Source organism: Microbulbifer sp. TB1203 (genome assembly GCF_030997045.1).
In the GTDB taxonomy this organism is placed as follows: domain Bacteria; phylum Pseudomonadota; class Gammaproteobacteria; order Pseudomonadales; family Cellvibrionaceae; genus Microbulbifer.
On sequence record NZ_CP116899.1, the window covers coordinates 747,428 to 769,789 of the forward strand.

Sequence of the window (22,362 nt, forward strand, 5' to 3'; positions counted from 1 at the left end):
CGCACCGCGCAACATAATCTCGGTGCACACGGCGCACCCTACGGAGAAGGAAATACCGTGCAAGAAAAATACACTGTCGAAGACCTGCTGTATTTGATGAAACAACTGCGCAATCCCGAAGGCGGCTGCCCCTGGGACCTGAAGCAGGATTTTGCCAGCATAGTCCCCTCCACCATCGAGGAGGCCTACGAGGTGGCCGAGGCCATCGAGGCGCAGGATTTCAAACACCTGCACGAGGAGCTCGGCGACCTGTTGTTTCAGGTCATTTTCTACGCCCAACTCGGCAGTGAAGCCGGCCATTTCGATTTTTCCCGTATCACCGACACCCTGGTGCGCAAACTGCTGCGTCGCCACCCGCATGTTTTTCCGAGCGGGGAACTCTACGGCGACAACCGCAGCGTGGCGGTTGACGAGGCTCGGGTAAAGGAAAACTGGGAGGTCATCAAAGCGGAAGAGCGCCACGCCAAAGGGGAGGCGGGGGCGCTGGACGGCGTCGCCCTCGGCCTGCCGGCCCTGACCCGTGCCGGCAAATTGCAAAAGCGCGCCGCGCGGGTGGGGTTCGACTGGCCGGATATCGACGGCGTGCTGGACAAGATCGAGGAGGAGATCGCTGAACTGCGCGAAGCGGTCAGCAGCGGTGACCGCGAGCACAGCCGGGAGGAGCTGGGGGATCTGTTGTTTTCCTGCGTCAATGCTGCGCGCCACCTGGAAGTTGATCCGGAAAGTGCGCTGCGCCACTGCAACCGCAAATTCGAGCGCCGTTTCGGCGCCGTGGAAAGGGAACTGAAATCCCAGGGGCGCCGGCCGGCGGATGCATCCCTCGATGAACTGGATCAACTCTGGAATCAGGCCAAGAACCGGGAGCGTTGAAGGGGATTTATCCTGTAAGGTGGATAAGCACAGCGCATCCACCCTACGGGCCGCCAACCACTAACTACTGTTCAAGGGGTGCAATCAGCTGATTTGAGCAACTGCCGGTCTCCTCGAACTCCGCCACATTGGCGAGGGTGGTTCTGGCGATATCGGTAATCGCCTCCCGGGTGAAATAACCCTGATGGCCGGTGACCAGCACATTGTTGAAGGTGAGCAGTCGGGCGAATACGTCGTCGCTCAGCACTGTGTCCGAGTGATCCTCGAAGAACAGGCTCTCCTCTTCCTCGTACACATCCAGCCCCAGGTAGCCGATTTTTCCCGATTTCAGCCCGCCGATGACCGCGGGGGTATCGATCACTGCACCGCGGCAAGTATTGATCAGGCAAACGCCGCTTTTCATCATCGAGAGGGCGTGGTCATCGATCAGGTGATGGGTGTCCGGCAGCAATGGGCAGTGCAGGGAGATGATATCCGAGTGGCGGCAGAGGGTTTCCAGTGACACATACTCCATGCCCAGGCCGAGGCATCTCTCGTTAACCACCGGATCGGTGCCCAGCAGCCCGCAGCCAAAGCCGCGCATTATGGTCGCGAATACGCACCCGATCCGGCCGGTGCCCACTACGCCTACGGTTTTGCCGTGCAGGTCGAATCCCATCAGGCCATCCAAAGAGAAATTACCTTCGTGCACCCGCGCGTGGGCTCGAAGCACCTTGCGAATCAGGCACAGGATCATCGCTACCGCATGTTCCGCCACTGCGTATGGCGAGTAGCCGGGCACATTGGCCACAAGAATGCCCAGTTCGTTGGCTGCGCGAATATCCACATGATTGAAGCCCGAACTGCGCAGTGCAATCATCCTGACGCCCTGGTCGCGCATTTGCTCCAGTAGCGGCCTTTGGATCTGGTCGTTGACAAACACGCATATCGCTGAACTGGGATTGCACAGGGCCAGGGTTGTGGCATCGAGGTGGGTGTCGACATAGAGAAGTTCGTGCCCGAGAGTGCGGTTGTAGCGGTCGAAATACTTTTTTTCGTAGGGCTGGGCGTTGTAGATGGCAATCTTCATTGATCAGTGATCCCCTGGTCATCTCTTGTTCGGAGGTATCAGGGAAAGCATAGTTTGGCATTCCGGTATCCGTTCACCGCCGGCCATCCCAGGTCCGGCTTGGCCGCTTCCGGCGGCTACAGGGGCCGCATATCGACTGGTATCCGCCACCTTGACGGGCCGCAAGCTCGCGCATTGGGCAATGGACGATAAATGCGCTGTCCGGTCGGCCGTTGCGGGTATTTGGATTTGTGCACGCCATCCCTGGCACGGCTGTGACATGTTTGTTCCGGCCCCGGCCCCGCCATCCTGGCGGGCAGCAAGGTTGCGCACCGGGCCGTGCCCGGTAAACGCGCGATCTTGCCCTGTTCAGGGCCAGCGTGTAAGGTAGCGCTCTTTTGGCGCGGCGGGCATCGGAACGCCAGCAGAACCTAGAGGCAATCTGACCATGCGAATCATTCTCCTGGGGGCGCCGGGGGCCGGTAAGGGTACTCAGGCCCGCTTCATTACAGAGAAGTTCGGTATTCCGCAGATCTCCACCGGCGATATGTTGCGTACCGCGGTGAAAGAGGGGACTCCACTGGGGCAGCAGGCCAAGGACATCATGGCCGCGGGCAAACTGGTGTCCGACGATCTGATCATCGCCCTGGTCAAGGATCGTATCGCCCAGCCGGACTGCGCCAACGGCTTCCTTTTCGACGGTTTCCCGCGCACCATCCCCCAGGCCCAGGCGCTACTGGATGCGGATGTCGTCATCGATTATGTATTGGAAATTGCCGTGGACGACGAGGAGATCGTCAAGCGTCTGTCCGGGCGCCGTGTGCACGAGGGATCCGGCCGCGTATACCACGTCGAGTACAATCCGCCCAAGGAAGAGGGTAAGGACGATGTCACCGGCGAACCGCTGGTACAGCGCGGCGACGACAGCGAGGAGACTGTACGCAAGCGTCTTGCCGTCTACCACGAGCAGACCGAGCCGCTGGTGGGGTTTTATCGCGAGCTGGCCGAGCGTTCCCCGGAGACGGCACCCACATATCGCAAGGTGATGGGAGTGGGTTCCATGGACGATATTCGCGAAAAGGTACTCGAAGCCTTGTCCGGTTCAGAAAACAAGTGACAGAAAGCTGAGAACAGGAGGGCTGCTCCATGCTCATAGAGAATACCGCCGCGCTTTCTGTCTTCTGACCTCGTCTTCCGGCCTCTGATATGCCCACCGCCGTTATCCTGATGAACCTGGGTACCCCCGCTGAGCCCACGCCCGCCGCGGTGCGGCAGTTCCTGCGCGAGTTTTTGTCCGACCCGAGGGTGGTGGAAATACCCCGCCCGTTGTGGATGGCCATTTTGTACGGCCTGGTACTCCCCCTGCGGCCGCGCCGCATCGCTCCCGCCTACCGGGAAATCTGGGGTCGCAGCGCGGACGGCGAGCCGGTAGAGGGTTCTCCCATCCTCTACTACACCCGCCGACAGGCGGAATTGCTACAGGAATATCTGAGTGGTCAGCGCGCGGATATTACCGTTACCCACGCCATGACCTACGGCAAACCGGGACTGGAGGAAACCGTCGCGCGCTTGCGCCGGGAAGGTTTCGGGTCGTTTCTGGTTTTCCCACTCTACCCACAGTACTCCGCCACCACCACTGCGGCGGTTTACGACCAGGTGGCGCGGTTGTATCGCAATAACCGGGATATTCCCGATATCACCCTGGTGCGGGATTACTACCGGCACCCTTTATATATCCGCGCCCTGGCCAACTCGGTGCGTGAGCACTGGCGGAAGCGGGGGGCGGCGGAAAAGCTGTTATTGTCATTTCACGGCATACCCAAGGTGAATATCGCCAAGGGCGACCCCTATTACCGCCAGTGCTGTGATACGGCGGAACACCTGGCTGCGGAGCTGGAACTGGAGAGGGACCGCTGGCAGGTAAGCTTCCAGTCCCGCTTCGGCAAGGCGGAGTGGCTACAGCCCTATACCGATAAACAACTGATCGAATGGGCACGTCAGGGCGTTTCCAGTGTGGACGTGATCTGCCCGGCATTTTCCGCCGATTGCCTGGAAACCCTCGAGGAAATTTCAGTGGAGAATCGCGCTAATTTTCTCGACGCCGGTGGTGAGGATTACCGCTATATCCCCGCGCTAAACCTGCGCCGGGATCATATCGAAGTGCTGGCGGCAATTGTTCAGGAAAAACTGCCCGGCAACCGCCAGTAAATTCCCATTTGCCAGCTCCAAATCGGCCGAAAACGGATTTGCGGGCGGATTTGCCAAAAAAATCCCCTTTTTATGTAAAAAAATCCATTTTTTTGACCTTTTTTCTTGCAAAGCCAGTTTTTTTTATTAACTTTGATACAGTTGCATCGAATTACACGTTGCGACTGACCCTGAAATGACTTTTCCGCTGCCTTCCGGCAGTTTTTTTCATGGGAAGTCTTCAGAGAGAGAAAACGGCAATACTGCCGGCACACTTTTGAGTTTGCTGAGGTATTTCTTCCACCGAGTGAGGAGATAAGGGATGGCACGAGTAGCGAAAAAGAAAGCGCGGAAACGCCCCGCGAAAGCCAAATCACCGGCAGCGGTATCGCCGACCATTGACAAAGCGCAAAAGGCTGTGGATTCGGCGGCCAAATCGCTGGATGCGCAGCTGGATCGCGTCGCCAAGGCCCGGGCCCGGGTGCAAAAAAGTGGTACCGCCGCTGCGAGGAAATCTCTGAGCAGCGCGAATGCGAAAGCAAAAGACTTGCGCGCCAAAATGGCCGAGGCCAAGACCTCCCTAGCCAAGGCCAAAGCAATGGACTCAGTACGTGAAGCCGAGGAAGCCGCCAAACAGAGAGTGGCCGAGATGGCGGAAAAACTGTCTTCCAAAGCGGAGAAGGATCTGGCCGCAGCGGTAAAAGCCTTTGAATCCCGTTGGGCCAGGGATCGCGCCAAGAAGGATGCCAAGAAAATAAAGGCGGCGGAGAAAAAAGCCTCGGCCAAGATAAAGGCTGCTGCCAAGAAAGCCGCGACTAAAGCCAAGGCCCTGGAGAAGAAAGCTGCGGCTAAATCCAAGGCGGAGGCCAAGAGGGCCGCCAAGAAAGCGGCGAAGAAGGCCGGCCGTCCGAAGAAGAAAGCCGCAGCCAAGAAAACTGCGGCGAAGAAGGCCGCAACTAAGAAGACCACGGCCCGCCGCGGCCGCCCGCCGAAGAAGGCCACCCGCCGGGGACGCCCACCCAAGAAAACGGCCGCCAAGAAGTCTGCAGCTAAGAAGACTGCGACCAAAAAGACCGCTGCCAAGAAAAAGACCGCCCGCCGCGGCCGTCCGCCGAAGAAGCAGTAGTTTATAGCGGCCGGCGATAATAGCCCCCGGTGGTATACGGGGCTCTCCTGCAAAGCCCTGGCTGTGGCCGGGGCTTTTTCATTCGGGCCATCCATGGCCCTCACCCTACGGGCAGCCTTCGGCTGTGCAAAACGGCCGTTCCGGCCGCTCCAGGTATTCACGGCGCCTTCGGCCCTGCCGTTTTGTCATTCGGGCAATGGCTCGCCACATCCCTGTGGCTCGGCCTTCGGCCAGCTAAAGCTGCCCAAATCCGTATCCTGCGGATTTGTCCCTGGCCCTCACCCTTCGGGCAGCCTTCGGTTGTGCAAAACGGCAATCCTGCCGTTTAGTTATTCGGGCAATGACTCGTCACATCCTTGTGGCTCGGCCTTCGGCCAGCTAAAGCTGCCCAAATCCGTATCCTGCGGATTTGTCCCTGGCCCTCACCCTACGGGCAGCCTTCGGCTGTGCAAAACGGCCGTTCCGGCCGCTCCAGGTATTCACGGCGCCTTCGGCCCTGCCGTTTTGTCATTCGGGCAATGGCTCGCCACATCCCTGTGGCTCGGCCTTCGGCCAGCTAAAGCTGCCCAAATCCGCGTCCTGCGGATTTGTCCATGGCCCTCACCCTTCGGGTAACCTTCGATTGTGCGAAATGGATGGCATGACTCATTGGGCGGGACATGACACAATTCGCCCCTCGCTAAGTATTGAATCGAGAGTGCTGTGAAAATCCTCGCCCTGGACACCACTTCCGGAGCCTGCTCCGTGGCCCTGCATTGTGACGGGCAGACCCGCGAAGAGTTTGTACAGGCGGAGCGGGATCACACACAGCGCCTGTTGCCCATGGTGGACCGGGTGCTGGCGGACGCCGGGCTCACTCTCGGCCAGTTGGACACCCTGGCGGTAAGCCGCGGCCCCGGCTCCTTTACCGGACTGCGTATAGCGATCAGTTGTGTCCAGGGGCTGGCTTTTGCCGCAGACAAGCCCGTGGTGCCGGTTTCCAGTCTCGCCGCGCTGGCCGCGGGGGCGCGGCGGGATCACCCGGAATGGGGCCAGGCGCCAGTCGCCAGCGCGTTGGACGCGCGTATGCAGCAGGTTTACTGGGGTGTCTACACTGCCCAGGCTCCGCACGACAGCCTGCTCCCGGAGGCGGTACAGAACCCCGAACAGGTGGTGCACCAGTTGAGTGGGGCCGACCTGCCGGGACCACTGTACGGTGCCGGTCCCGGCTGGCACTACCCCGAATTCGCAGGGGCGCCGCTGACGGAAATCGACAGTCGGGCACAGATTCACGCACGGGATATTGCCGAATTGGCGTTGCTGCTGTGGCGGAAGGGCGCTGCAGTGGCTGCGGAGGAACTGGAGCCCCTGTACCTGCGCAATGAAGTCACCTGGCAGAAAAGACAAAAAATCCGTTCGCAGTAGTTAACACCCTATGGAAACCATTCAGATTGTCGTTCTGGCCCTGATTCAGGGGCTTACCGAATTCCTGCCCATTTCCAGCTCCGCCCACCTGATTCTGCCCGCCGAAGTGCTGGGCTGGCCGGACCAGGGGCTGGCATTTGACGTGGCGGTGCACTTCGGCTCGCTGATCGCGGTGCTGGTATATTTTCGCCGCGATGTCTGGGTACTGTTGCGGGACGGGCTGGGTGGGCTGGTGAACAATCGCTACACCGACGAAGGGCGCCTGGCCTGGCTGATCGTACTGGCCACAATTCCCGCGGGTCTTGTCGGCCTGATTTTCAAGGGCTACATCGAAACGCATTTGCGCTCCGCAGCGGTGATCGCCGCTACCACCATCGGTTTTGGCGTGCTGCTTTGGTGGGCGGATATTCGGGGCAAGCGCACAGGGACATTGGCGCAGCTCAATTGGAAGAAAGCCCTGGCGATCGGAATCGCCCAGGCTCTGGCGCTGATCCCCGGCACTTCCCGCTCCGGCATCACCATGATGGCGGGCCTGATGCTGGGTATGAAACGCGAGGATTCCGCGCGCTTCTCGTTCCTGATGTCAATCCCGGTGATTGCGCTTAGCGCCATGCTGTTAAGTTTCGATTTGCTGTCCCTGGAAGTGGTGCCCTGGGGCGACATACTGCTGGGCACTGTGCTGTCCTGTATCAGCGCCTACTTGTGCATTCATTTCTTCCTGCAATTTATCAGCCGTATCGGCATGGCTCCTTTTGCAATCTACCGCCTGCTGCTGGGCGCCGCGTTAATCTGGATGATCTGGGGGTAATTTATTGTGAAAACAGTCGCTTTTATCGGTCTCGGCGTGATGGGTTACCCGATGGCTGGCTACCTGGCCAAGGCGGGCCACTCGGTGCGCGTCTACAACCGTACCGCCAGCCGCGCGCAACAGTGGCTGGCGGATTATTCGGGAGAGGCCTGTGCAACCCCCGCGGAAGCCGCGCGAGATGCCGAGGTGGTATTCGCCTGCGTGGGCAATGACGATGACCTGCGCCAAGTGGTAGCGGGCGATCGGGGCGCCTTTGAAGGCATGGACAGCGGAACCCTGTTCGTCGACCACACTACCGCCTCCGCCGACGTGGCGCGGGAGCTGGCGGCAATCGGCCGCGAAAAGGGGATCGGCTTTGTGGATGCACCGGTGTCCGGCGGCCAGGCGGGCGCCGAAAACGGGGCCCTGACCGTGATGGTGGGTGGCGAAGAGGCCGATTACCAGCGCGCCCATCCTCTGATCGACTGCTACGCGCGCGCGGTCAACCGGCTGGGGCCCGTGGGCAGCGGTCAGTTGTGCAAGATGGTCAACCAGATCTGCATCGCCGGCGTGGTCCAGGGGCTCGCCGAGGGTCTGCACTTCGCCGGGGCCGCGGGCCTGGACGCGGAACAGGTGATCGAGGTGATCTCCAAAGGCGCGGCCCAGAGCTGGCAGATGGAGAACCGCTACAAGACCATGCTCGCCGGCGACTACGAACACGGCTTCGCGGTGGACTGGATGCGCAAGGACCTGGCCATCGTCCTCGACGAGGCCCGGCGCAATGGCGCACTGCTGCCGGTCACCGCGCTGGTGGACCAGTTCTACAGCGAGGTGCAGGCCATGGGCGGCGGCCGCTGGGATACCTCCAGCCTTCTGGCGCGACTGACGAATGTGCGTTCCTTTGACTGAATGCCGATATCGATCAATACACCTGTAGGAGCGGGCCATGCCCGCGATCAGGGGTGGATTATATCCGGGTCGATCGCGGGCATGGCCCGCTCCTACAGGGGGATAAAGCATGAAAGTCCTGCTGCTCTCCGCCTACGACGCCGACAGCCACAAACGCTGGCGCAAGGGCTTAGTGGCGGCGATTCCGGAATGGCAGTGGACGGTGCACGCACTGCCGCCGCGCTATTTCAGCTGGCGCATCCGCGGCAACAGCCTGAGCTGGGGCAGGGGAGAGGCGGCGGAAACCCTGCGCCGGCCCTGGGACCTGATCGTCGCCACTTCCATGACCGACCTCTCCGCGTTGCGCGGCCTGGTGCCGCAGATCGCCGCTGTGCCCACCGCGGTTTATTTTCACGAGAACCAGTTCGCTTATCCGCGCAGTGCAGATGCCTTCGCCTCGGTGGAGCCGCAGCTGCTGAATATTTACACCGCGCTCAGCGGCGACCTGCTGCTGTTCAATTCCGACTACAACCGCCGCACCCTGCTCGAAGGCGCGGAGGAACTGCTCGGGCGTTTCCCCGATTGTGTGCCCCCGGGCCTCTGCCGGGAGATTGCCGATAAATCCCGGGTGCTGCCGGTACCCTTGGAAGCCGAGGTCTTTTCCGGCCCGGGAACGCGGCCGGATAAGCCAACCTTTATCTGGAATCACCGCTGGGAACACGACAAAGGCCCGGATATCCTGCTGGCCGCGCTGCGCCGGTTCGCACAACACCAACTGCCCTTTACCCTGCACCTGGTCGGCCAGCAGTTCCGCCGCCAACCGGCGGAGTTCGCGCGGATTCGCAAGTTGTTGCAAAAGCACAACGCACTGGGCGCCTGGGGCTATCGCCAGGACGGGGCGGAATACCGACGGCTGTTGCGGGAGAGCCACGGGGTGCTCTCCACCGCGCGGCACGATTTCCAGGGGCTGGCGGTGCTGGAAGCGGTGGCCGCCGGCTGCCAGCCCCTGGTGCCGGACAGCCTGGCCTATCCGGAGTGGTTCGGCCGCGGCGGTTACCACTTCCCCGAAGATACCGAGTCCTGCGCCGCCAACCTGAGCAGGGCCATGCTCGAGTGCGCTAACCGCATCGGTTGCGGTGACCCCCTGCCGGTGCCGGATGTTTCCGATCTCAGTTGGCAAAATCTGGCCGCGGATTACCGCAGTTTGCTGGGAGGCCTGATCAACCCCTTGTAGGAGCGGCGGGGCGGCCATCCGCCCATGGCCGCGATCAGTCTTCAGGGTTACCTCTGAGTTCGATCGCGGCCATGGGCCGCTCCTACAAAAATGGAGATATAGTCAAGCGCAGTGTCCCTTCCATACAACCCCGGCCGGGAAAAGGTTATTATTCGGCCTTTCCCGAAAATGCAGCACGGAATACGAAGGATTTATGACCAAGCAGCGCGTACTGACCGGCATCACCACCACCGGCACCCCCCACCTGGGCAACTATGTGGGAGCGATCCGCCCCGCCATCGCCGCCAGCCAGCAGGAAGACAACCAGTCTTTTTATTTCCTGGCCGACTACCACGCGCTGATCAAATGCCAGGAGCCGGAACTGGTGCACAGGTCCACCCTGGAAATCGCCGCGACCTGGCTGGCGCTGGGCCTGAATACCGACAACGTGATCTTCTACCGCCAGTCCGATATCCACGAGATTCCGGAACTGACTTGGCTGCTCACCTGCATGACCGCCAAGGGCCTGATGAACCGCGCCCACGCCTACAAGGCGGCGGTGGACGCCAACCGCGCCGACGGCGAAGACTCGGACTTCGGTGTCACCATGGGCCTGTACAGCTACCCGATCCTGATGGCCGCAGACATGCTGATGTTCAACGCCAACAAGGTACCGGTGGGCAAGGACCAGGTGCAGCATATCGAGATGGCCCGGGATATCGCCCAGCGTTTCAATCATCACTACGGTGAACACTTTGCGCTGCCCGAAGCGGTGGTGGACGACCACGTGGCGGTGCTGCAGGGCCTGGACGGCCGCAAGATGAGCAAGAGCTACGGCAACACCATTCCGCTGTTCCTGGCTGAAAAGCAGCTCAAAAAACATATCAACAAAATCAAAACCAACCTTCTGGAACCGGGCGAGCCCAAGGACCCGGACACCTCCACCGTATTCCAGATCTGGCAGGCCTTCGCCAGCGAGGCGCAGACCGGGGAAATGCGCAAGGCCTTCGAGGAGGGCATCGCCTGGGGCGAAGCCAAGAAGCAGCTCTTCGAGCTGATCAACAGCCAGATCGGCGAGGCCCGGGAGCGTTACAACGAACTGCTCGCCAACCCGGCGCAGATCGAGGTGGAGCTGGAAAAGGGCGCGGAAAAGGCCCGCGCCTATGCGACGCCCTTTATCGAAAAGCTGCGCCACGCGGTGGGCATTCGCAGGATTCGCTAGCCCTCACGGCATCGTACTTTGTAGGAGCGGCGGGGCGGCCATCCGCCGCTGGCCGCGATCGGACCAGCTTCGTAGCGAGTTCGATCGCGGCCATGGGCGGATGGCCGCCCCGCCGCTCCTACAGAGAAGAACCAGAAGAATAGGCAGGAAACAGGGAGTTTACCGATGGCTGAAGCGCAGACAGACCCCGGCAATCAGCCCGGAGGCGGCGGGAACGGTTGGGTCAACCGCGCCCTCAACTTTATCGAAGTCGTCGGCAACCGACTGCCGGACCCGGCGGTACTCTTCCTGATCCTGATGGTGGTGGTCTGGATTCTCTCCTGGCTGCTCTCCGGTGTCGACTTCCAAGCGCTGCACCCTGCAACCGGTGAATCCATCCGGGTGACCAACCTGCTCTCCGGCAGCGAGATGGCCCGTTTTCTCTCCGGCATGGTCACCACCTTTACCAGCTTTGCGCCGCTGGGCGTGGTGCTGGTGGCGATGCTCGGCGTAGGCGTGGCGGAGCAGAGCGGCTTTATCAACGCGGTGCTGAAAAAACTGCTGGCGGTGACGCCGCAAATGCTGCTCACCCCGATGCTTATTCTGGTGGCCATTGTCAGCCACACCGCGGTGGATGCCGGTTATGTGCTGGTAATTCCCCTGGGCGGAGTGATTTTCTATGCGGCCGGCCGGCATCCACTGGCGGGTATCGCCGCCGCTTTTGCCGGTGTCTCCGGCGGTTTCTCCGCTAACTTCGTACCCTCCGCCATCGACCCGCTGTTGCAGGGATTTACCCAGTCGGCGGCGCAGATCGTCGATCCGCAGATGCAGTTGAACCCGCTGAACAACTGGTTTTTTACTTCCGCTTCCTCCGTGGTGATCGTATTGCTGGGCTGGTGGCTTACCGACAAGGTCATCGAGCCGCGACTGGAGGGAGTCGCCATCGATGGCGACGACGAGGAAATGCCGGAGATCCGGGACCTCGGCGGACGCGAAAGAAAAGCGCTCTATCTCTCCCTGGCAGTGATGGTCGCAGGCATCGCCGGGCTGGTGGCCTGGCTGATCCCGGGAACCTCGGCACTGCGGGATGCGCAGGGCCAGCTGGCCTCCTTCGGTGCGCCGGTGATGCGCTCCATTGTGCCGCTGATTTTCCTGCTGTTTATTCTGCCCGGTGTGGTGTTCGGCTATGCCGCCGGCACCTTCAAAAAATCCAAGGACGTGATCGACGCTATGTCCCGGACCATGAGTTCCATGGCCTACTACATAGTGATGGCGTTTTTTTGCGCGTTATTTATTGCCGAGTTCGCGCAGTCCGGCCTGGGGACGCTGCTGTCGGTCAAGGGCGGCAATGCGCTTGCAGCGATGGATCTGCCGGGGCCGGTGACCCTGATCGGCATTATCCTGTTGGTGGGCTTCGTCAACCTGTTCGTCGGTTCCGCCTCAGCCAAATGGGGGCTGCTGGCGCCTATCTTCGTGCCTATGCTGATGCAGATCGGCTTTTCTCCGGACCTCACCCAGGCCGCCTACCGGGTGGGGGACTCCTCCACCAATATCATCACCCCGCTGATGCCGTACTTCCCACTGGTGGTGGTCTATTGCCAGCGCTACGTGAAGGGCACCGGGATCGGCACCCTGGTATCGATGATGCTGCCTTATTCAGTAGTATTCCTGGTGTGCTGGTCGCTGTTCCTGGTGGTCTACTGGTCGCTGGGTATTCCGCTGGGGTTGCAGGCCAGCTACACCTATCCCTGAGGTCGTCGATGAAAATAGCTTACCTGTACCTCGCAATAGCGATCGTTACCGAAGTCATCGCCACCACCGCGCTCAAGGCCTCGGAGCAGTTCACCAGGCCCATTCCCACCCTGATTGTGGTGCTGGGCTACGGCACCGCCTTCTATATGCTGTCCCTGGCGCTGCGCACCCTGCCAGTTGGCATCGCCTATGCCATCTGGGCGGGCGTGGGCATCCTCCTGGTGGCGGTTGCCGGGGCCATCGTTTACCGGCAGGTGCCGGATTTGCCGGCGATTATCGGGATGGCGATGATCGTCAGCGGGGTAGTGGTGATCCATGGTTTTTCCGAGACTGTACCGGGCTGAAGGATGAGAGCGTTTCCGGAACGGATGGAGCTGCAACTTTTTGCGACTCATCGGCGTACAGTAATGTCGTGGAGCCTGAATCCACGCCGAAACCGCCGATTCAGGTGTAATTCAACCGGAACGTGACGCCTAGATGGAAGCGAAAGACGACGAACTGGCGACATTGATCGCGCGTTGTGCGATAAATGATCAGCAGGCCTTGCAACATCTGTACGACCGCTGTGCCGGCTTTCTCAACAGCATTGCCTACCGCATAGTCGGAAGCGACGACTTGAGTAACGAAGTGCTGCAGGATGCCTTTGTGCAGATATGGCAAAACGCCGCCTCCTACCGCCCGCACCTGGCCAGGCCGTTAACCTGGATGACCAGTATCGTGCGCTACCGCGCATTGGACCTGGTCAAGGCGGAAGCGAAGCACCGGCGCCGGCCCGTCGATGCCGGCGATGAAGAGCAGTGTATCGAGAGCGCCAGCACCGGCGATACGCCGCAGGGGTTGGTTGAACAGGGGCAGGACCGAAGAGCGATTGACGAGTGCCTGCGCGAACTTAACGTAAAAGTCGGGCGATGCATCGAGTTGGCCTATCTTTACGGTTATTCCCGTGAGGAATTGGCAGTGACACTGGATACCAAGGTCAACACGGTGAAATCGTGGTTGCGCCGGGGCTCCGAGAGGTTAAGAGAATGTCTGGAAACGAAGATCGAGCTGGTGAATTGAACCGGGGGCTCGCTTTCGAGTATGTATCCGGCACCCTGCCCGTCGACGAGCGCGCGGCATTTGCAGCGCGCATGCGCGAAGATCCCTGGCTTCAGCGCGAAGTCAGGTTTTGGGAGGAGCAGCTTATGGCGATCCAGGATGACAATCAGGTCCGCGCTCCGAAGTCCTCCACCTGGACAAGGATCCAGGCCCGCATCAATCGGGCGAATGACCCAGGACGGCAGAGCGTTCGCACATGGCAGTGGCCTTGGAAGTACGTCGCACTGACACTGTCATTCGTGTGGATATTCAGCGTGGCATTCTGGGCCGTCGACCGCGAGCAGGTACCGGCACTGCCAAACGCCGATTATGTCGCGGTACTGCTCGCTGATGACGGCGAGCCCCTGTTGACCGCGTTGACCTCCAGCGATGGCAGGCAGCTCTGGCTGAAATGGGAGCAAACATTTGATTTCCAGGATCATAGCGTGCAACTGTGGGCGGCGTCCCGTCGCGACGGGCAGGTGCGCCCGTTGCTGGTATTCGACAAGCAACAGTCGGTGTTGTCGCTTGACGAGGCTGGCTATCGCCTGATTCGCGACTCCGCTTTCCTGATGCTGACCCGTGAAGAGTACGGGGGCAGCGCGATCGACGAGCCCAGTGATGAGCTGCTCGCCAAGGGGGTCTGCGTGCGTCTCAATGAGCGCGCCTGAAGGATTTCGTAGCGGCTAAAGTGAACGCGTTCGCAATGTTGCCGTCCACGTTTAGTTGTCGGCCTTCCCCTGTGCTACCATGCGCAGCCGTTGCTGAACGGGCCAATGTGATGACAAGAATTTTAACACGCGGTTTCCCGCTAGCCGTACTGATGGTTTTTCTGGCTCCCATGGCCTGGGCTCAGGAGTTCGGTCTCGCGGATCCGCATTTCGCCGACTGTGTCACCCGGCTCGCGAAGAAAAACGGCTGGACCTCTGCCGACCAGGTGACCGCCATTCGCTGCCACGGCGAGGCAATCGAAGACCTGGCGGGGCTGGCCGGATTTACCAACCTCAAAAGCCTTTCCCTGCACAAAAATAACATCGCTCACGCCCAGCTGCCGCCCCTGGAGAAGCTTGAAACGCTGAATCTGGCCCGCAACCGACTGCAATCGCTGGAGCTCGCCGAGCTGCCCTCCCTGGCAACACTGTATTTGTTCGGCAACGAGCTGGAGTCCCTGTCTCTGAAAAACCTGCCCCAACTCAAATTGTTGAAAGCCAATAACAACAAGCTGCAGGTATTTCACTATGAAAACCTGCCAAAACTAAACAAGATTTATATCTTCGACAACCAGATCGAGCACGTCGATATCCACTCTCTTCCGGCGATGACGTATATGGATTGTCGGCAAAACCCTATGCCGGACCCGCTCTATGAAGAAATGGATAAAATGGGCCATGTCACCTTCTTGCACGATGGTAATGCCGACGACTGGTAGCTTCCGACGTCCACTATCGCTCAGTCTCGCACTCGGATTAAGTTTGATTGTTGTCCGGCCCGCAGAGGCGCAACAGCACGACCTGCATTTTGAATCCCGCCTGCGCGGCGCTTTTGTCGATGACGAAAATACAGACGGCCGCGCGACTTCCCTGCTGCTGCGTTTTGCGCTGAAATCCGAGTGGAGCGAGACACTTTCCACCCTGGCTGAGATCGACCACATTGCTACCGGCTGGCAGGGTGAGCACAGCGATGGTGTTCGTTTCAACGATAAGCCCCTGATTCCCGATCCGCCTGGCACGGAGATCAATCAGGCAGCACTGGCTCTGACTTTTTCCCAGACGGAGATATTGTTGGGGCGACAACGTATTACGCTGGACAATCAGCGGTTTATCGGTTCCAACGGTTATTGGCAAAACGACCAGACTTTCGATGCGCTCTCGGCCAGTTACGAGCTGCTCAGCGCGTCCAGGCTGTTTTATGCCTACATCGCCAATGCCAACCGGATTTTCGGTGACGATGCCGACGGACAGCCCCGGAACGATGATTATTATCCCGGGGGCAGCGATCAGGAGGAGAGTGGCTTTTGGGGGGATCACGAGCACAACAGCCACCTGATCAACGCCCATTTCAACGAGTGGGATTTCAGTGATCTGGGCATTTATTACTATCACATCGACAATCGTGATGCCGAGCCGGACTCCAATCGCAGCCTCGGTCTGCGCTACAGCTTCGAGCGCCGTATCGCCGGTTTGAAGTGGCGCTCGGAAATTGAGGGTGCTCTGCAGAAGCGCATGCAGATCGAGGATGCGCCGACAAATACATACTCGCGTATTGAATTCGCGCTGGCTTTACACTCCCTTGAAGTTGGGCTGGAGCAGGAACGTCTGGGTGCCAGCGGGGGAGTTGGGTTTGTCACACCGCTGGCATCAGCGCACGACTTCCAGGGCTGGGCCGACAAAGCCTTCGCCATTGATAGCGAGGGAATGATTGATCGTGTGGTAAAAGCGAGCTGGAGAAAATTCCCATTAAAAATCGACGCGCGATACCATTTTTTTGAGAGCGTCACCAATGACGTCGACTGGGGGCGGGAATTCGACCTCGATCTTATCCTTAAAATTGACCGCCGGAACCGCATCCAGTTGCGCTACGCCAATTACCAATCTGCGTCGCGGAGCGCTGTCCTTCCCGATGAGCAGCGTCTGTACCTGGATTACAGTTTTGAATATTGACCCATAATTGGCAAGGGCCCGCGCCTCAAATTCATCTGCAGCAAGGAGTTTTTCTCCAATCGCCCACTTCATCGAGTTTAAGTGTTTGCGATCGATCACTGCATCGAAACTGCAGTCAGCTATTGGTCGGGCGCCGCAGTGACGCCCGACGGTGAGAATCAGTTGCGGCCGGCCATCACGCCGCCGTCCACGTTCCAGATAGCGCCTGTGACCCAGCTCGCTTTGTCCAACAGCAGGAATATGATCACTTCGGCGACATCCAGCGGGGTGCCGACGCGGCCGATCGGGTGGAAGTCGTTGAAGCCTTCCAGGACGCTTTTCACTTCGGCCTTCGGGATAAAGCCCTCGTAGATCGGGGTCTGCACCACCGCCGGTGACACCGCGTTGACGCGGATGTGCTTGGGTGCCAGTTCCATGGCCAGCTGCTGGGTCAGGGAATGGAGGCCTGCCTTGGCCATGGAGTAGGCCGATGACGGGGTCGCCGCGATGGCCTGCTTGGCCCACATGGAACCGATGTTCACGATCGCACCGGGGCGGTCCCTGGCGACCAGGTTGGCGGCGATCTTCTGGGTGATGAAGAAGAACGCCTTGTTCAGCTTCATGTACTGGTCGTAGTCCGCGTCCTGATGCTCCAGGAAGGGCTTGGGAAAGAAGACACCGGCCGCGTTGACCAGCAGGTCGATGTCCGGGTGCTGCTCGTCGATGGTCTTGAGCAGCTCGGCCAGCCCTTCCTCACTGGTCAGGTCCGCTGTCAGCGCCGCAACCTGGCCCAGGGCGGCCAGTTCCCTGCGCGCCTCCTCGGTCTTTTCCGGGCGATGGCCCAGAATCACCGCGCTGCCGCCTTCGGCGAGTACCATCCGGGCCGTCTGCAGGCCCATCCCGCTGGTGCCGCCAACGACCAGCAGCTTCTTGCCTTTGAATTGATTGCTCATTGTGAGACCTCTCTACTCTCTATTGGGATAGGAAGAAAAACTATTTATAGCGGGCAGCGTCCGGGGCTTCCGGCGCCGGAGCCGCCTGGTGGCTTGAACGGGATTCTTCGCTTATTTGCTAAGGCCGGCAAACGAGATAAAGTGTCTCTCATTGAAAGAAAAACTTTATCGTTATGAAATCGCCCATCCATCTGAACGCCCTGCGCGCGTTCGAGGCCAGCGCCCGTCATCAGAGCTTTTCCGCGGCGGCGGCCGAACTCAACGTCACCCCCGCCGCGGTCGGCCAACTCGTGCGCACATTGGAGGAATGGCTGGGCACGCCCCTGTTCCACCGGGCTACCAGCGGGCGGGTTCGGCTCCTCCCCACCGAGACAGCTGAACGTGCGTTGCCGGACATCCGTGCGGGTTTCGACAGGTTGGCGCTGGGTTTGGAACGGCTTAAGGAGGGGTCGGCCAGCGGTGTGCTCACCGTTACGGTCAGCCCGGCCTTTGCCGCCAAGTGGCTGCTGTCACGCCTCGACAGCTTCCAGGTCGCCTGGCCCGACACGGACGTGCGCCTGGACACCAGCCTCAAGCCGGTGGATTTCTTGGCCCGGGGGATCGATATCGGCGTGCGCTACGGCGTGGGAAGCTGGTCGGGACTGACGGCGGAGAAGCTGATGGACGAGGAGGTCTACCCGGTGTGCTCGCCCAGACTGCTACGCGAGTATCGGCGCTTGCAAAAGCCGAATGATCTGGCCCGGGAGACCCTGATCCACGACCTGTCGATGGACGGCCACGCGGGCTTTCCCACCTGGGACGCGTGGCTGGAAAAAGCGGGCGTGACGGGTGTCGCCACCGCGCGTGGTATGAAAATCAACAATTCCGCGGCCGTCCTGCAGGCGGCGATTGAGGGGCAGGGTGTCGCGCTCGCTCGCAGCGTCATGGCGCACGACGACCTGGCAACCGGGCGCCTGGTTCGGCCGTTCCCGGAAATAACCTTCGCTTCGCCCCTGGCCTATTACGTCGTGTACCGCGCCGAGTGTTCCAGCTTGCCGAAGCTGGTGGCCTTCCGGGATTGGTTACTCAAGGAGGCGGCGTAAACAGGTCTTTAGAAGTTATTTCACAACGTGGCGAGCGGGTGGCTGGTGGCGGTCGCCGATATTTCCCTGTAGGAACGGCCGTTGGCCGCGATCGGCCTTGCTTCGTAGGGGAAGCTGATCGCGGCCAGCGGCCGCTCCTACAGGGAGAAGTGGTTGTCCCTATCGTCAGAAATACAGGTGCGCCTGCACGAACAGATCCTTGAAGTTCCCCTGGTCTCTCTGTGGTATATCATCGCCATTACGAATGCCGCCGCGCAGCTGGACGTTCGCGAAGGGCGTATACTCGAGCAGGACGGAACTGCGCGCTCGCTCGTTGTTGTCGGTGTTGCTCTCCGGATCAAAAGTCTCGTGCGTGACCTTCAGGTTCATACCTTTGCCCAGTTCCCGGTTAACCTCAAACAGTGTCACAATTTGTTCTGTGTCGCCGCCAAATGCATTGATTAACGATTCGTCCTTGATCTGGTCCACCTCGGCGAGCACGGTAAAGCCGTAAAGATGGGCCCCGGCGAAAACGCCCCATATCCTGCGCGTCCCGGAAGTGGACTCGTTGACCAGTGCGCTGCCACCGATACGCCAGTTTCTTTCGACATATTCACCGCGTACGACATATTGAAACCTGTCGTCGTCGTTGTTTGTGGCACCAGTGCCGTTGCTCAGCACAACGTTAAACAGTGCCTTGTCAAAATCCAGTCCCAGCTCGACGCCATTGTCGCTGTTGTCGAAGGTAATTTGGGTCGCCTCGCGAATAAAGGCGCTGTCATCCTCAAGGCGGATGCCATAGGGCAGCATGATTTTTCCGGCTTTGAGGTAGTGGTTGCCGGATAATTTCGCCATGACAAACGCTTCGCGATTTAACGCCGCTCCCGGTGCGATCTGCTCATCGAGGTAAAATGAAAACCGGGAGCCCTTGGGTTGAAAGTGCAAATACACCTGGGCACTTTGGGTTTCAAATCCCTGCGTTGCATCGGCATTGTCCTCCTCGTGACGTTGGAAGTTCGCGCGCAGATTGGCGCCGACGCGGACGCTCTCAGTAAGGCTGCCGGAATCGAAACCCAGTGTGTCGCCGGGAAGTGCCGGCAGCACATGAGTGCCGTAATAGTTGCCGAAGGTGTTGCGTGCACCGCCGCCGATGGGGTTGACATGACAGGCGGAACACTTGTTGCCGGTCTTGAAGGCGAGATAAGGCTCCGCTTGCGCCGGCGTCAATGGTATTGCGAACAACAGCGCTGCAAACGCGGTTGCGGTCTTTTTAAAGGTCCAGGACATGGTGCTGCTCCCCCCCGTCAATATCATTGGCGTCACCGTCCAGAACACGTCCACGAAAGTCGAGAACGGTGCTGGTGAGTGGGCTGTTAAAGCGAATGTCGATAGCTTTGGCCGACGCATAAGGTTCGGTGTTCATTTCCAGGATTAGATCCTGGCCGGCAACGAGGTGCAGGTCATAGTCATCCGTGTTGGCGACCAGGGTGAAATCCTCGAAAACGAACTGCACTAGCACAGCGTTTTTACTCAGGCTCGCGGGATCGAGGGCGCGGCTGAAGTGCATGCCGAAAACTGCCTTGGTTTCGCCGGATTCGAATGCAGATGCGGTGACTGTGGTACTTGCGTCACCAGTGCCGGTGCGCGGCGCGCCGTTGGCGATCCAGTCGCGAATACGCTGGATGTCGGCGTCGGAAAGCGGGTCCTGGCCCAGCGGCATACGACTGCCGATAATCGAGGAGCGGCCCTCAATTTTGTGCACCAGGTAGCTGTTATCGGGATTGCCTGGATCGACCCGCAACAGGCTGGAGTCTTCACTGGAAGGTTGATCGACGAGAAAGTTATAGCTGTTCTCTTCACTGTCGAGACGCAGCCCCTGGGGCGCGCCACTGCCGACATGACACTGGGCACAAATAGGACCGAAGATATCGGTTTGCAACTCGGCCAGCGTGACGCCGTCGGCGGGTTCCTCAGCCGGGGGCTCCTCAACCGGAGGCTCCTCAGCGGGCGGAGGTTCTTCAACTGGAGGGTTCTCTTCATTGGGAGTTTCCTCCTCGTTGCTCGATTCCAGAGGAATGCCGTTTTCGTCCAGGCCTTCCCCGGAACCCGCATCACAGGCTGCCAACGCCAGCACCAGCAGCAGGAGATAGAGGGGTTTTACATTCATTGTGAATTCCTCAAAGCGCGGAAATCGATAAAGGGGCCGGGCAAAGCCCGGCCTTATGCTTCGTCAGGGAACCGCGACGTGCCAGGCGCCGTATTCGCCGGCGGTATCCCGCGGGCCGCTGTCGGACACGTAGAAGTACAGGGGCTCGCCCTTGTAGGCCCACTGGTAAACTTCGCTGTCGTCGTCGCTGGTGGTGCTGGGATCGTTGCGGCGGGTTACGGTAAAATCGCCGAAGTCCTGGGCATCGGCGGTTGCGAACAGTGGTGGCCAGATGTCGGCGCAGGTGCCGAAACAGGTGGAGACACCATCGGTATCATTGTCAAAGGTGTAGAGCGTGTAGTCCTGGTACGTATCGCTTGGCATACCGCTCTCATCGATAAGGTCGCCATGTGCGGTCAGTGCCGGAATCTCTTCGCCGTTAAGTGTTACCGTGGCCACGGCGACTGGAGCAAAGCGTGCCAGGTGCCAGACATCGCCCACGCCGTCGCCGGTCACATCGCCGGGCTCCACGTCGCCGACATAGGTGTACAGCGGCTCGCCGTTGACAGCCCACTGCATAACACCGGGGCTGCGTTCAACCAGGGAGAAAGGCGGGTTTGCCACGGCTCCCGGGTAGGCGATCAGGGCCGGCCAGGCAGCCAGGCAGTCACCGGAGCAGTTGCTGACACCGCTGTTGTCCGGATCAAAGGTGTACAGGGAGAAACCGTGCAGCGGGACCGGTGCCGGATCGACCGCATCGTCGTCGGTGCTCATCGCGAGACCGCTGACCGCCAGGGTCGACCCGAGTTGGGAATCGACAACCTGCGTATTCTGTGGCCGCGCCAGGTGCCAGACACCACCCACCCCATCGCCGAGGGTAGAGCCGGGGATGGTATCTTCGAAGTAGAAATAGAGCGGCATTCCCTGGTAGGCCCATTGCAGCGTGGTCTCGCCGTCGCTGCCAAGTTTCCGTTCAATCAGGCTGTAGGGTGCCGCGGCGACATCGCCCTCTTCGGCGAGCAGTGCCGGCCAGCGGTCCAGGCAGGAATCATTGCAGTTGGAGACACCGGGTGCATCGACGTCGAAGGTGTACAGGGCAAAGCCGAGACGGTCCTCCTGGACGGCACTGAATACCGTGTCACTGTCCATGTCGCTGACTCCGATTCGTCCGGAGGCCGCGAAATACACCCCCTTGCTTGCGTCATTCACCTGTGCGATTGGTTCGGCCAGGGCGGTATCCCAGACGCCGCCAACCCCTTCGCCGTTGACTTCACCCGCAGCGCTGTCTCCGGCGAAAAAGTACAGCGGCTTGCCACGCAGTGCCCATTGGCGATTGCCGTCGTCGCGGGTAATGATCGACAGCGGCGCTGTCGCCGTATCGCTGTCGGTGGCGATCAGCGGGGGCCAGTTATCGATGCAGGTTTCAGAGGTGCACACTGAGCTATCGAGCGGATCGTCGTCGAACGTGTAGAGGGTAAACCCACTCATATCGAGATTTTCCAGTGAAAGTTCGTCCGCGTCGTTGCGCAGTAGCGTCACCATCCCATCGACACTGAAGGTTGACCCCATGGTAGTCAGTGATTTTTCAAAGGTGGCCGACACGGGCTCGGCCGGATCGGGCTCGGTCGGATCGGGATCGGTCGGATCGGGATCGGTCGGATCGGGATCGGTCGGATCGGGCGTGGGCGTCGGTGTTGGTGTCGGCGTCGGTGTCGGCGTGTCGTCATTGCTCCCGCCTCCGCCACCGCCCCCACATGCCGAAAGCGCCAGCACGGCAGCCAGAGTCAGGATGTTGAAAATAGTGGAATGTTTCATGGCAGCCCCGGTTTTATTGTTGAACTCAACCAGGGGATACGACACAGCCTTTAAAAAAGTTGCAGTGGATTGTTGGTGTACACAGGCGGATATCGGATGATCGCGCACGGCCGGTGCCTTCTTGGGACCAACTGGAGTCTCGCACCCGGCTCTCCTCGTAGGATGGGCAAAGCGTAGCGTGCCCATCTTCTGGGC

The 22,362-nt window shown here is 60.1% G+C and carries 21 protein-coding genes; 16 read left to right on the forward strand and 5 right to left on the reverse strand.

Annotated elements, in window-relative coordinates:
• The first annotated feature begins 57 nt into the window (after positions 1 to 57).
• Positions 58 to 870 (forward strand): nucleoside triphosphate pyrophosphohydrolase, encoded by an 813-nt coding sequence (mazG, locus tag PP263_RS03200; RefSeq protein WP_308366930.1) that lies wholly within the window; start codon positions 58 to 60, stop codon positions 868 to 870.
• 64 nt (positions 871 to 934) lie between these two features.
• On the opposite strand, the gene PP263_RS03205 is transcribed toward mazG, so the two are convergent.
• Positions 935 to 1,939, reverse strand: coding sequence for a 2-hydroxyacid dehydrogenase (locus PP263_RS03205; RefSeq protein ID WP_308366931.1), 1,005 nt, complete (start codon positions 1,937 to 1,939; stop codon positions 935 to 937).
• Between the two features lie 427 nt (positions 1,940 to 2,366).
• Between PP263_RS03205 and adk the strand changes: the two genes are divergently transcribed.
• The 14 genes from adk (at position 2,367) to PP263_RS03275 (ending at position 16,213) form a co-directional block, all read left to right on the forward strand.
• Entirely contained in the window at positions 2,367 to 3,035 is a 669-nt protein-coding gene (adk, locus tag PP263_RS03210) for an adenylate kinase (protein ID WP_308366932.1), read from the forward strand.
• 89 nt (positions 3,036 to 3,124) lie between these two features.
• Complete coding sequence (hemH, locus tag PP263_RS03215) at positions 3,125 to 4,126, forward strand: ferrochelatase (RefSeq protein ID WP_308366933.1); 1,002 nt, start codon at positions 3,125 to 3,127, stop codon at positions 4,124 to 4,126.
• A 397-nt stretch (positions 4,127 to 4,523) separates the two neighbouring features.
• The gene (locus PP263_RS03220; protein ID WP_308366934.1) at positions 4,524 to 5,231 is read left to right on the forward strand and encodes a hypothetical protein; all 708 of its coding nucleotides are present in this window, start codon (positions 4,524 to 4,526) and stop codon (positions 5,229 to 5,231) included.
• Positions 5,232 to 5,933: 702 nt separating this feature from the next.
• Positions 5,934 to 6,635, forward strand: a complete 702-nt coding sequence (gene tsaB, locus PP263_RS03225) for a tRNA (adenosine(37)-N6)-threonylcarbamoyltransferase complex dimerization subunit type 1 TsaB (RefSeq protein ID WP_308366935.1) — start codon at positions 5,934 to 5,936, stop codon at positions 6,633 to 6,635.
• A gap of 10 nt (positions 6,636 to 6,645) precedes the next feature.
• Positions 6,646 to 7,443, forward strand: a complete 798-nt coding sequence (locus tag PP263_RS03230) for an undecaprenyl-diphosphate phosphatase (protein ID WP_308366936.1) — start codon at positions 6,646 to 6,648, stop codon at positions 7,441 to 7,443.
• Between the two features lie 6 nt (positions 7,444 to 7,449).
• Positions 7,450 to 8,331, forward strand: coding sequence for an NAD(P)-dependent oxidoreductase (locus PP263_RS03235; RefSeq protein WP_308366937.1), 882 nt, complete (start codon positions 7,450 to 7,452; stop codon positions 8,329 to 8,331).
• 109 nt (positions 8,332 to 8,440) lie between these two features.
• Positions 8,441 to 9,544, forward strand: coding sequence for a DUF3524 domain-containing protein (locus PP263_RS03240; protein ID WP_308366938.1), 1,104 nt, complete (start codon positions 8,441 to 8,443; stop codon positions 9,542 to 9,544).
• Between the two features lie 193 nt (positions 9,545 to 9,737).
• The gene (locus PP263_RS03245) at positions 9,738 to 10,745 is read left to right on the forward strand and encodes a tryptophan--tRNA ligase (RefSeq protein WP_308366939.1); all 1,008 of its coding nucleotides are present in this window, start codon (positions 9,738 to 9,740) and stop codon (positions 10,743 to 10,745) included.
• A 165-nt stretch (positions 10,746 to 10,910) separates the two neighbouring features.
• On the forward strand, positions 10,911 to 12,476 hold the full coding sequence (locus PP263_RS03250; RefSeq protein WP_308366940.1) for an AbgT family transporter: 1,566 nt from the start codon (positions 10,911 to 10,913) through the stop codon (positions 12,474 to 12,476).
• Between the two features lie 8 nt (positions 12,477 to 12,484).
• Positions 12,485 to 12,820, forward strand: coding sequence for a multidrug efflux SMR transporter (locus PP263_RS03255; RefSeq protein WP_308366941.1), 336 nt, complete (start codon positions 12,485 to 12,487; stop codon positions 12,818 to 12,820).
• A 133-nt stretch (positions 12,821 to 12,953) separates the two neighbouring features.
• Positions 12,954 to 13,535, forward strand: coding sequence for a sigma-70 family RNA polymerase sigma factor (locus PP263_RS03260; protein WP_308366942.1), 582 nt, complete (start codon positions 12,954 to 12,956; stop codon positions 13,533 to 13,535).
• Positions 13,502 to 14,224, forward strand: coding sequence for an anti-sigma factor domain-containing protein (locus PP263_RS03265; protein WP_308366943.1), 723 nt, complete (start codon positions 13,502 to 13,504; stop codon positions 14,222 to 14,224). Before PP263_RS03260 ends, PP263_RS03265 begins: the two co-directional genes overlap by 34 nt.
• 20 nt (positions 14,225 to 14,244) lie before the next feature.
• Entirely contained in the window at positions 14,245 to 14,982 is a 738-nt protein-coding gene (locus PP263_RS03270) for a hypothetical protein (protein WP_308366944.1), read from the forward strand.
• The gene (locus PP263_RS03275) at positions 14,918 to 16,213 is read left to right on the forward strand and encodes a hypothetical protein (RefSeq protein WP_308366945.1); all 1,296 of its coding nucleotides are present in this window, start codon (positions 14,918 to 14,920) and stop codon (positions 16,211 to 16,213) included. Before PP263_RS03270 ends, PP263_RS03275 begins: the two co-directional genes overlap by 65 nt.
• 158 nt (positions 16,214 to 16,371) lie before the next feature.
• On the opposite strand, the gene PP263_RS03280 is transcribed toward PP263_RS03275, so the two are convergent.
• On the reverse strand, positions 16,372 to 17,145 hold the full coding sequence (locus PP263_RS03280) for an SDR family oxidoreductase (RefSeq protein ID WP_308366946.1): 774 nt from the start codon (positions 17,143 to 17,145) through the stop codon (positions 16,372 to 16,374).
• 173 nt (positions 17,146 to 17,318) lie between these two features.
• Between PP263_RS03280 and gcvA the strand changes: the two genes are divergently transcribed.
• On the forward strand, positions 17,319 to 18,227 hold the full coding sequence (gcvA, locus tag PP263_RS03285) for a transcriptional regulator GcvA (RefSeq protein ID WP_308366947.1): 909 nt from the start codon (positions 17,319 to 17,321) through the stop codon (positions 18,225 to 18,227).
• A gap of 165 nt (positions 18,228 to 18,392) precedes the next feature.
• Here gcvA and PP263_RS03290 read toward each other — a convergent pair whose 3' ends face one another.
• The 3 genes from PP263_RS03290 to PP263_RS03300 all read right to left on the reverse strand — a co-directional run bounded on the left by PP263_RS03290 (position 18,393) and on the right by PP263_RS03300 (position 22,167).
• Positions 18,393 to 19,493 (reverse strand): hypothetical protein, encoded by a 1,101-nt coding sequence (locus tag PP263_RS03290; RefSeq protein WP_308366948.1) that lies wholly within the window; start codon positions 19,491 to 19,493, stop codon positions 18,393 to 18,395.
• The gene (locus PP263_RS03295) at positions 19,477 to 20,373 is read right to left on the reverse strand and encodes a hypothetical protein (RefSeq protein WP_308366949.1); all 897 of its coding nucleotides are present in this window, start codon (positions 20,371 to 20,373) and stop codon (positions 19,477 to 19,479) included. The genes PP263_RS03290 and PP263_RS03295 overlap by 17 nt, the downstream gene beginning before the upstream one ends.
• Before the next feature lie 63 nt (positions 20,374 to 20,436).
• Positions 20,437 to 22,167, reverse strand: a complete 1,731-nt coding sequence (locus tag PP263_RS03300; protein WP_308366950.1) for a hypothetical protein — start codon at positions 22,165 to 22,167, stop codon at positions 20,437 to 20,439.
• Positions 22,168 to 22,362: the final 195 nt, after the last annotated feature.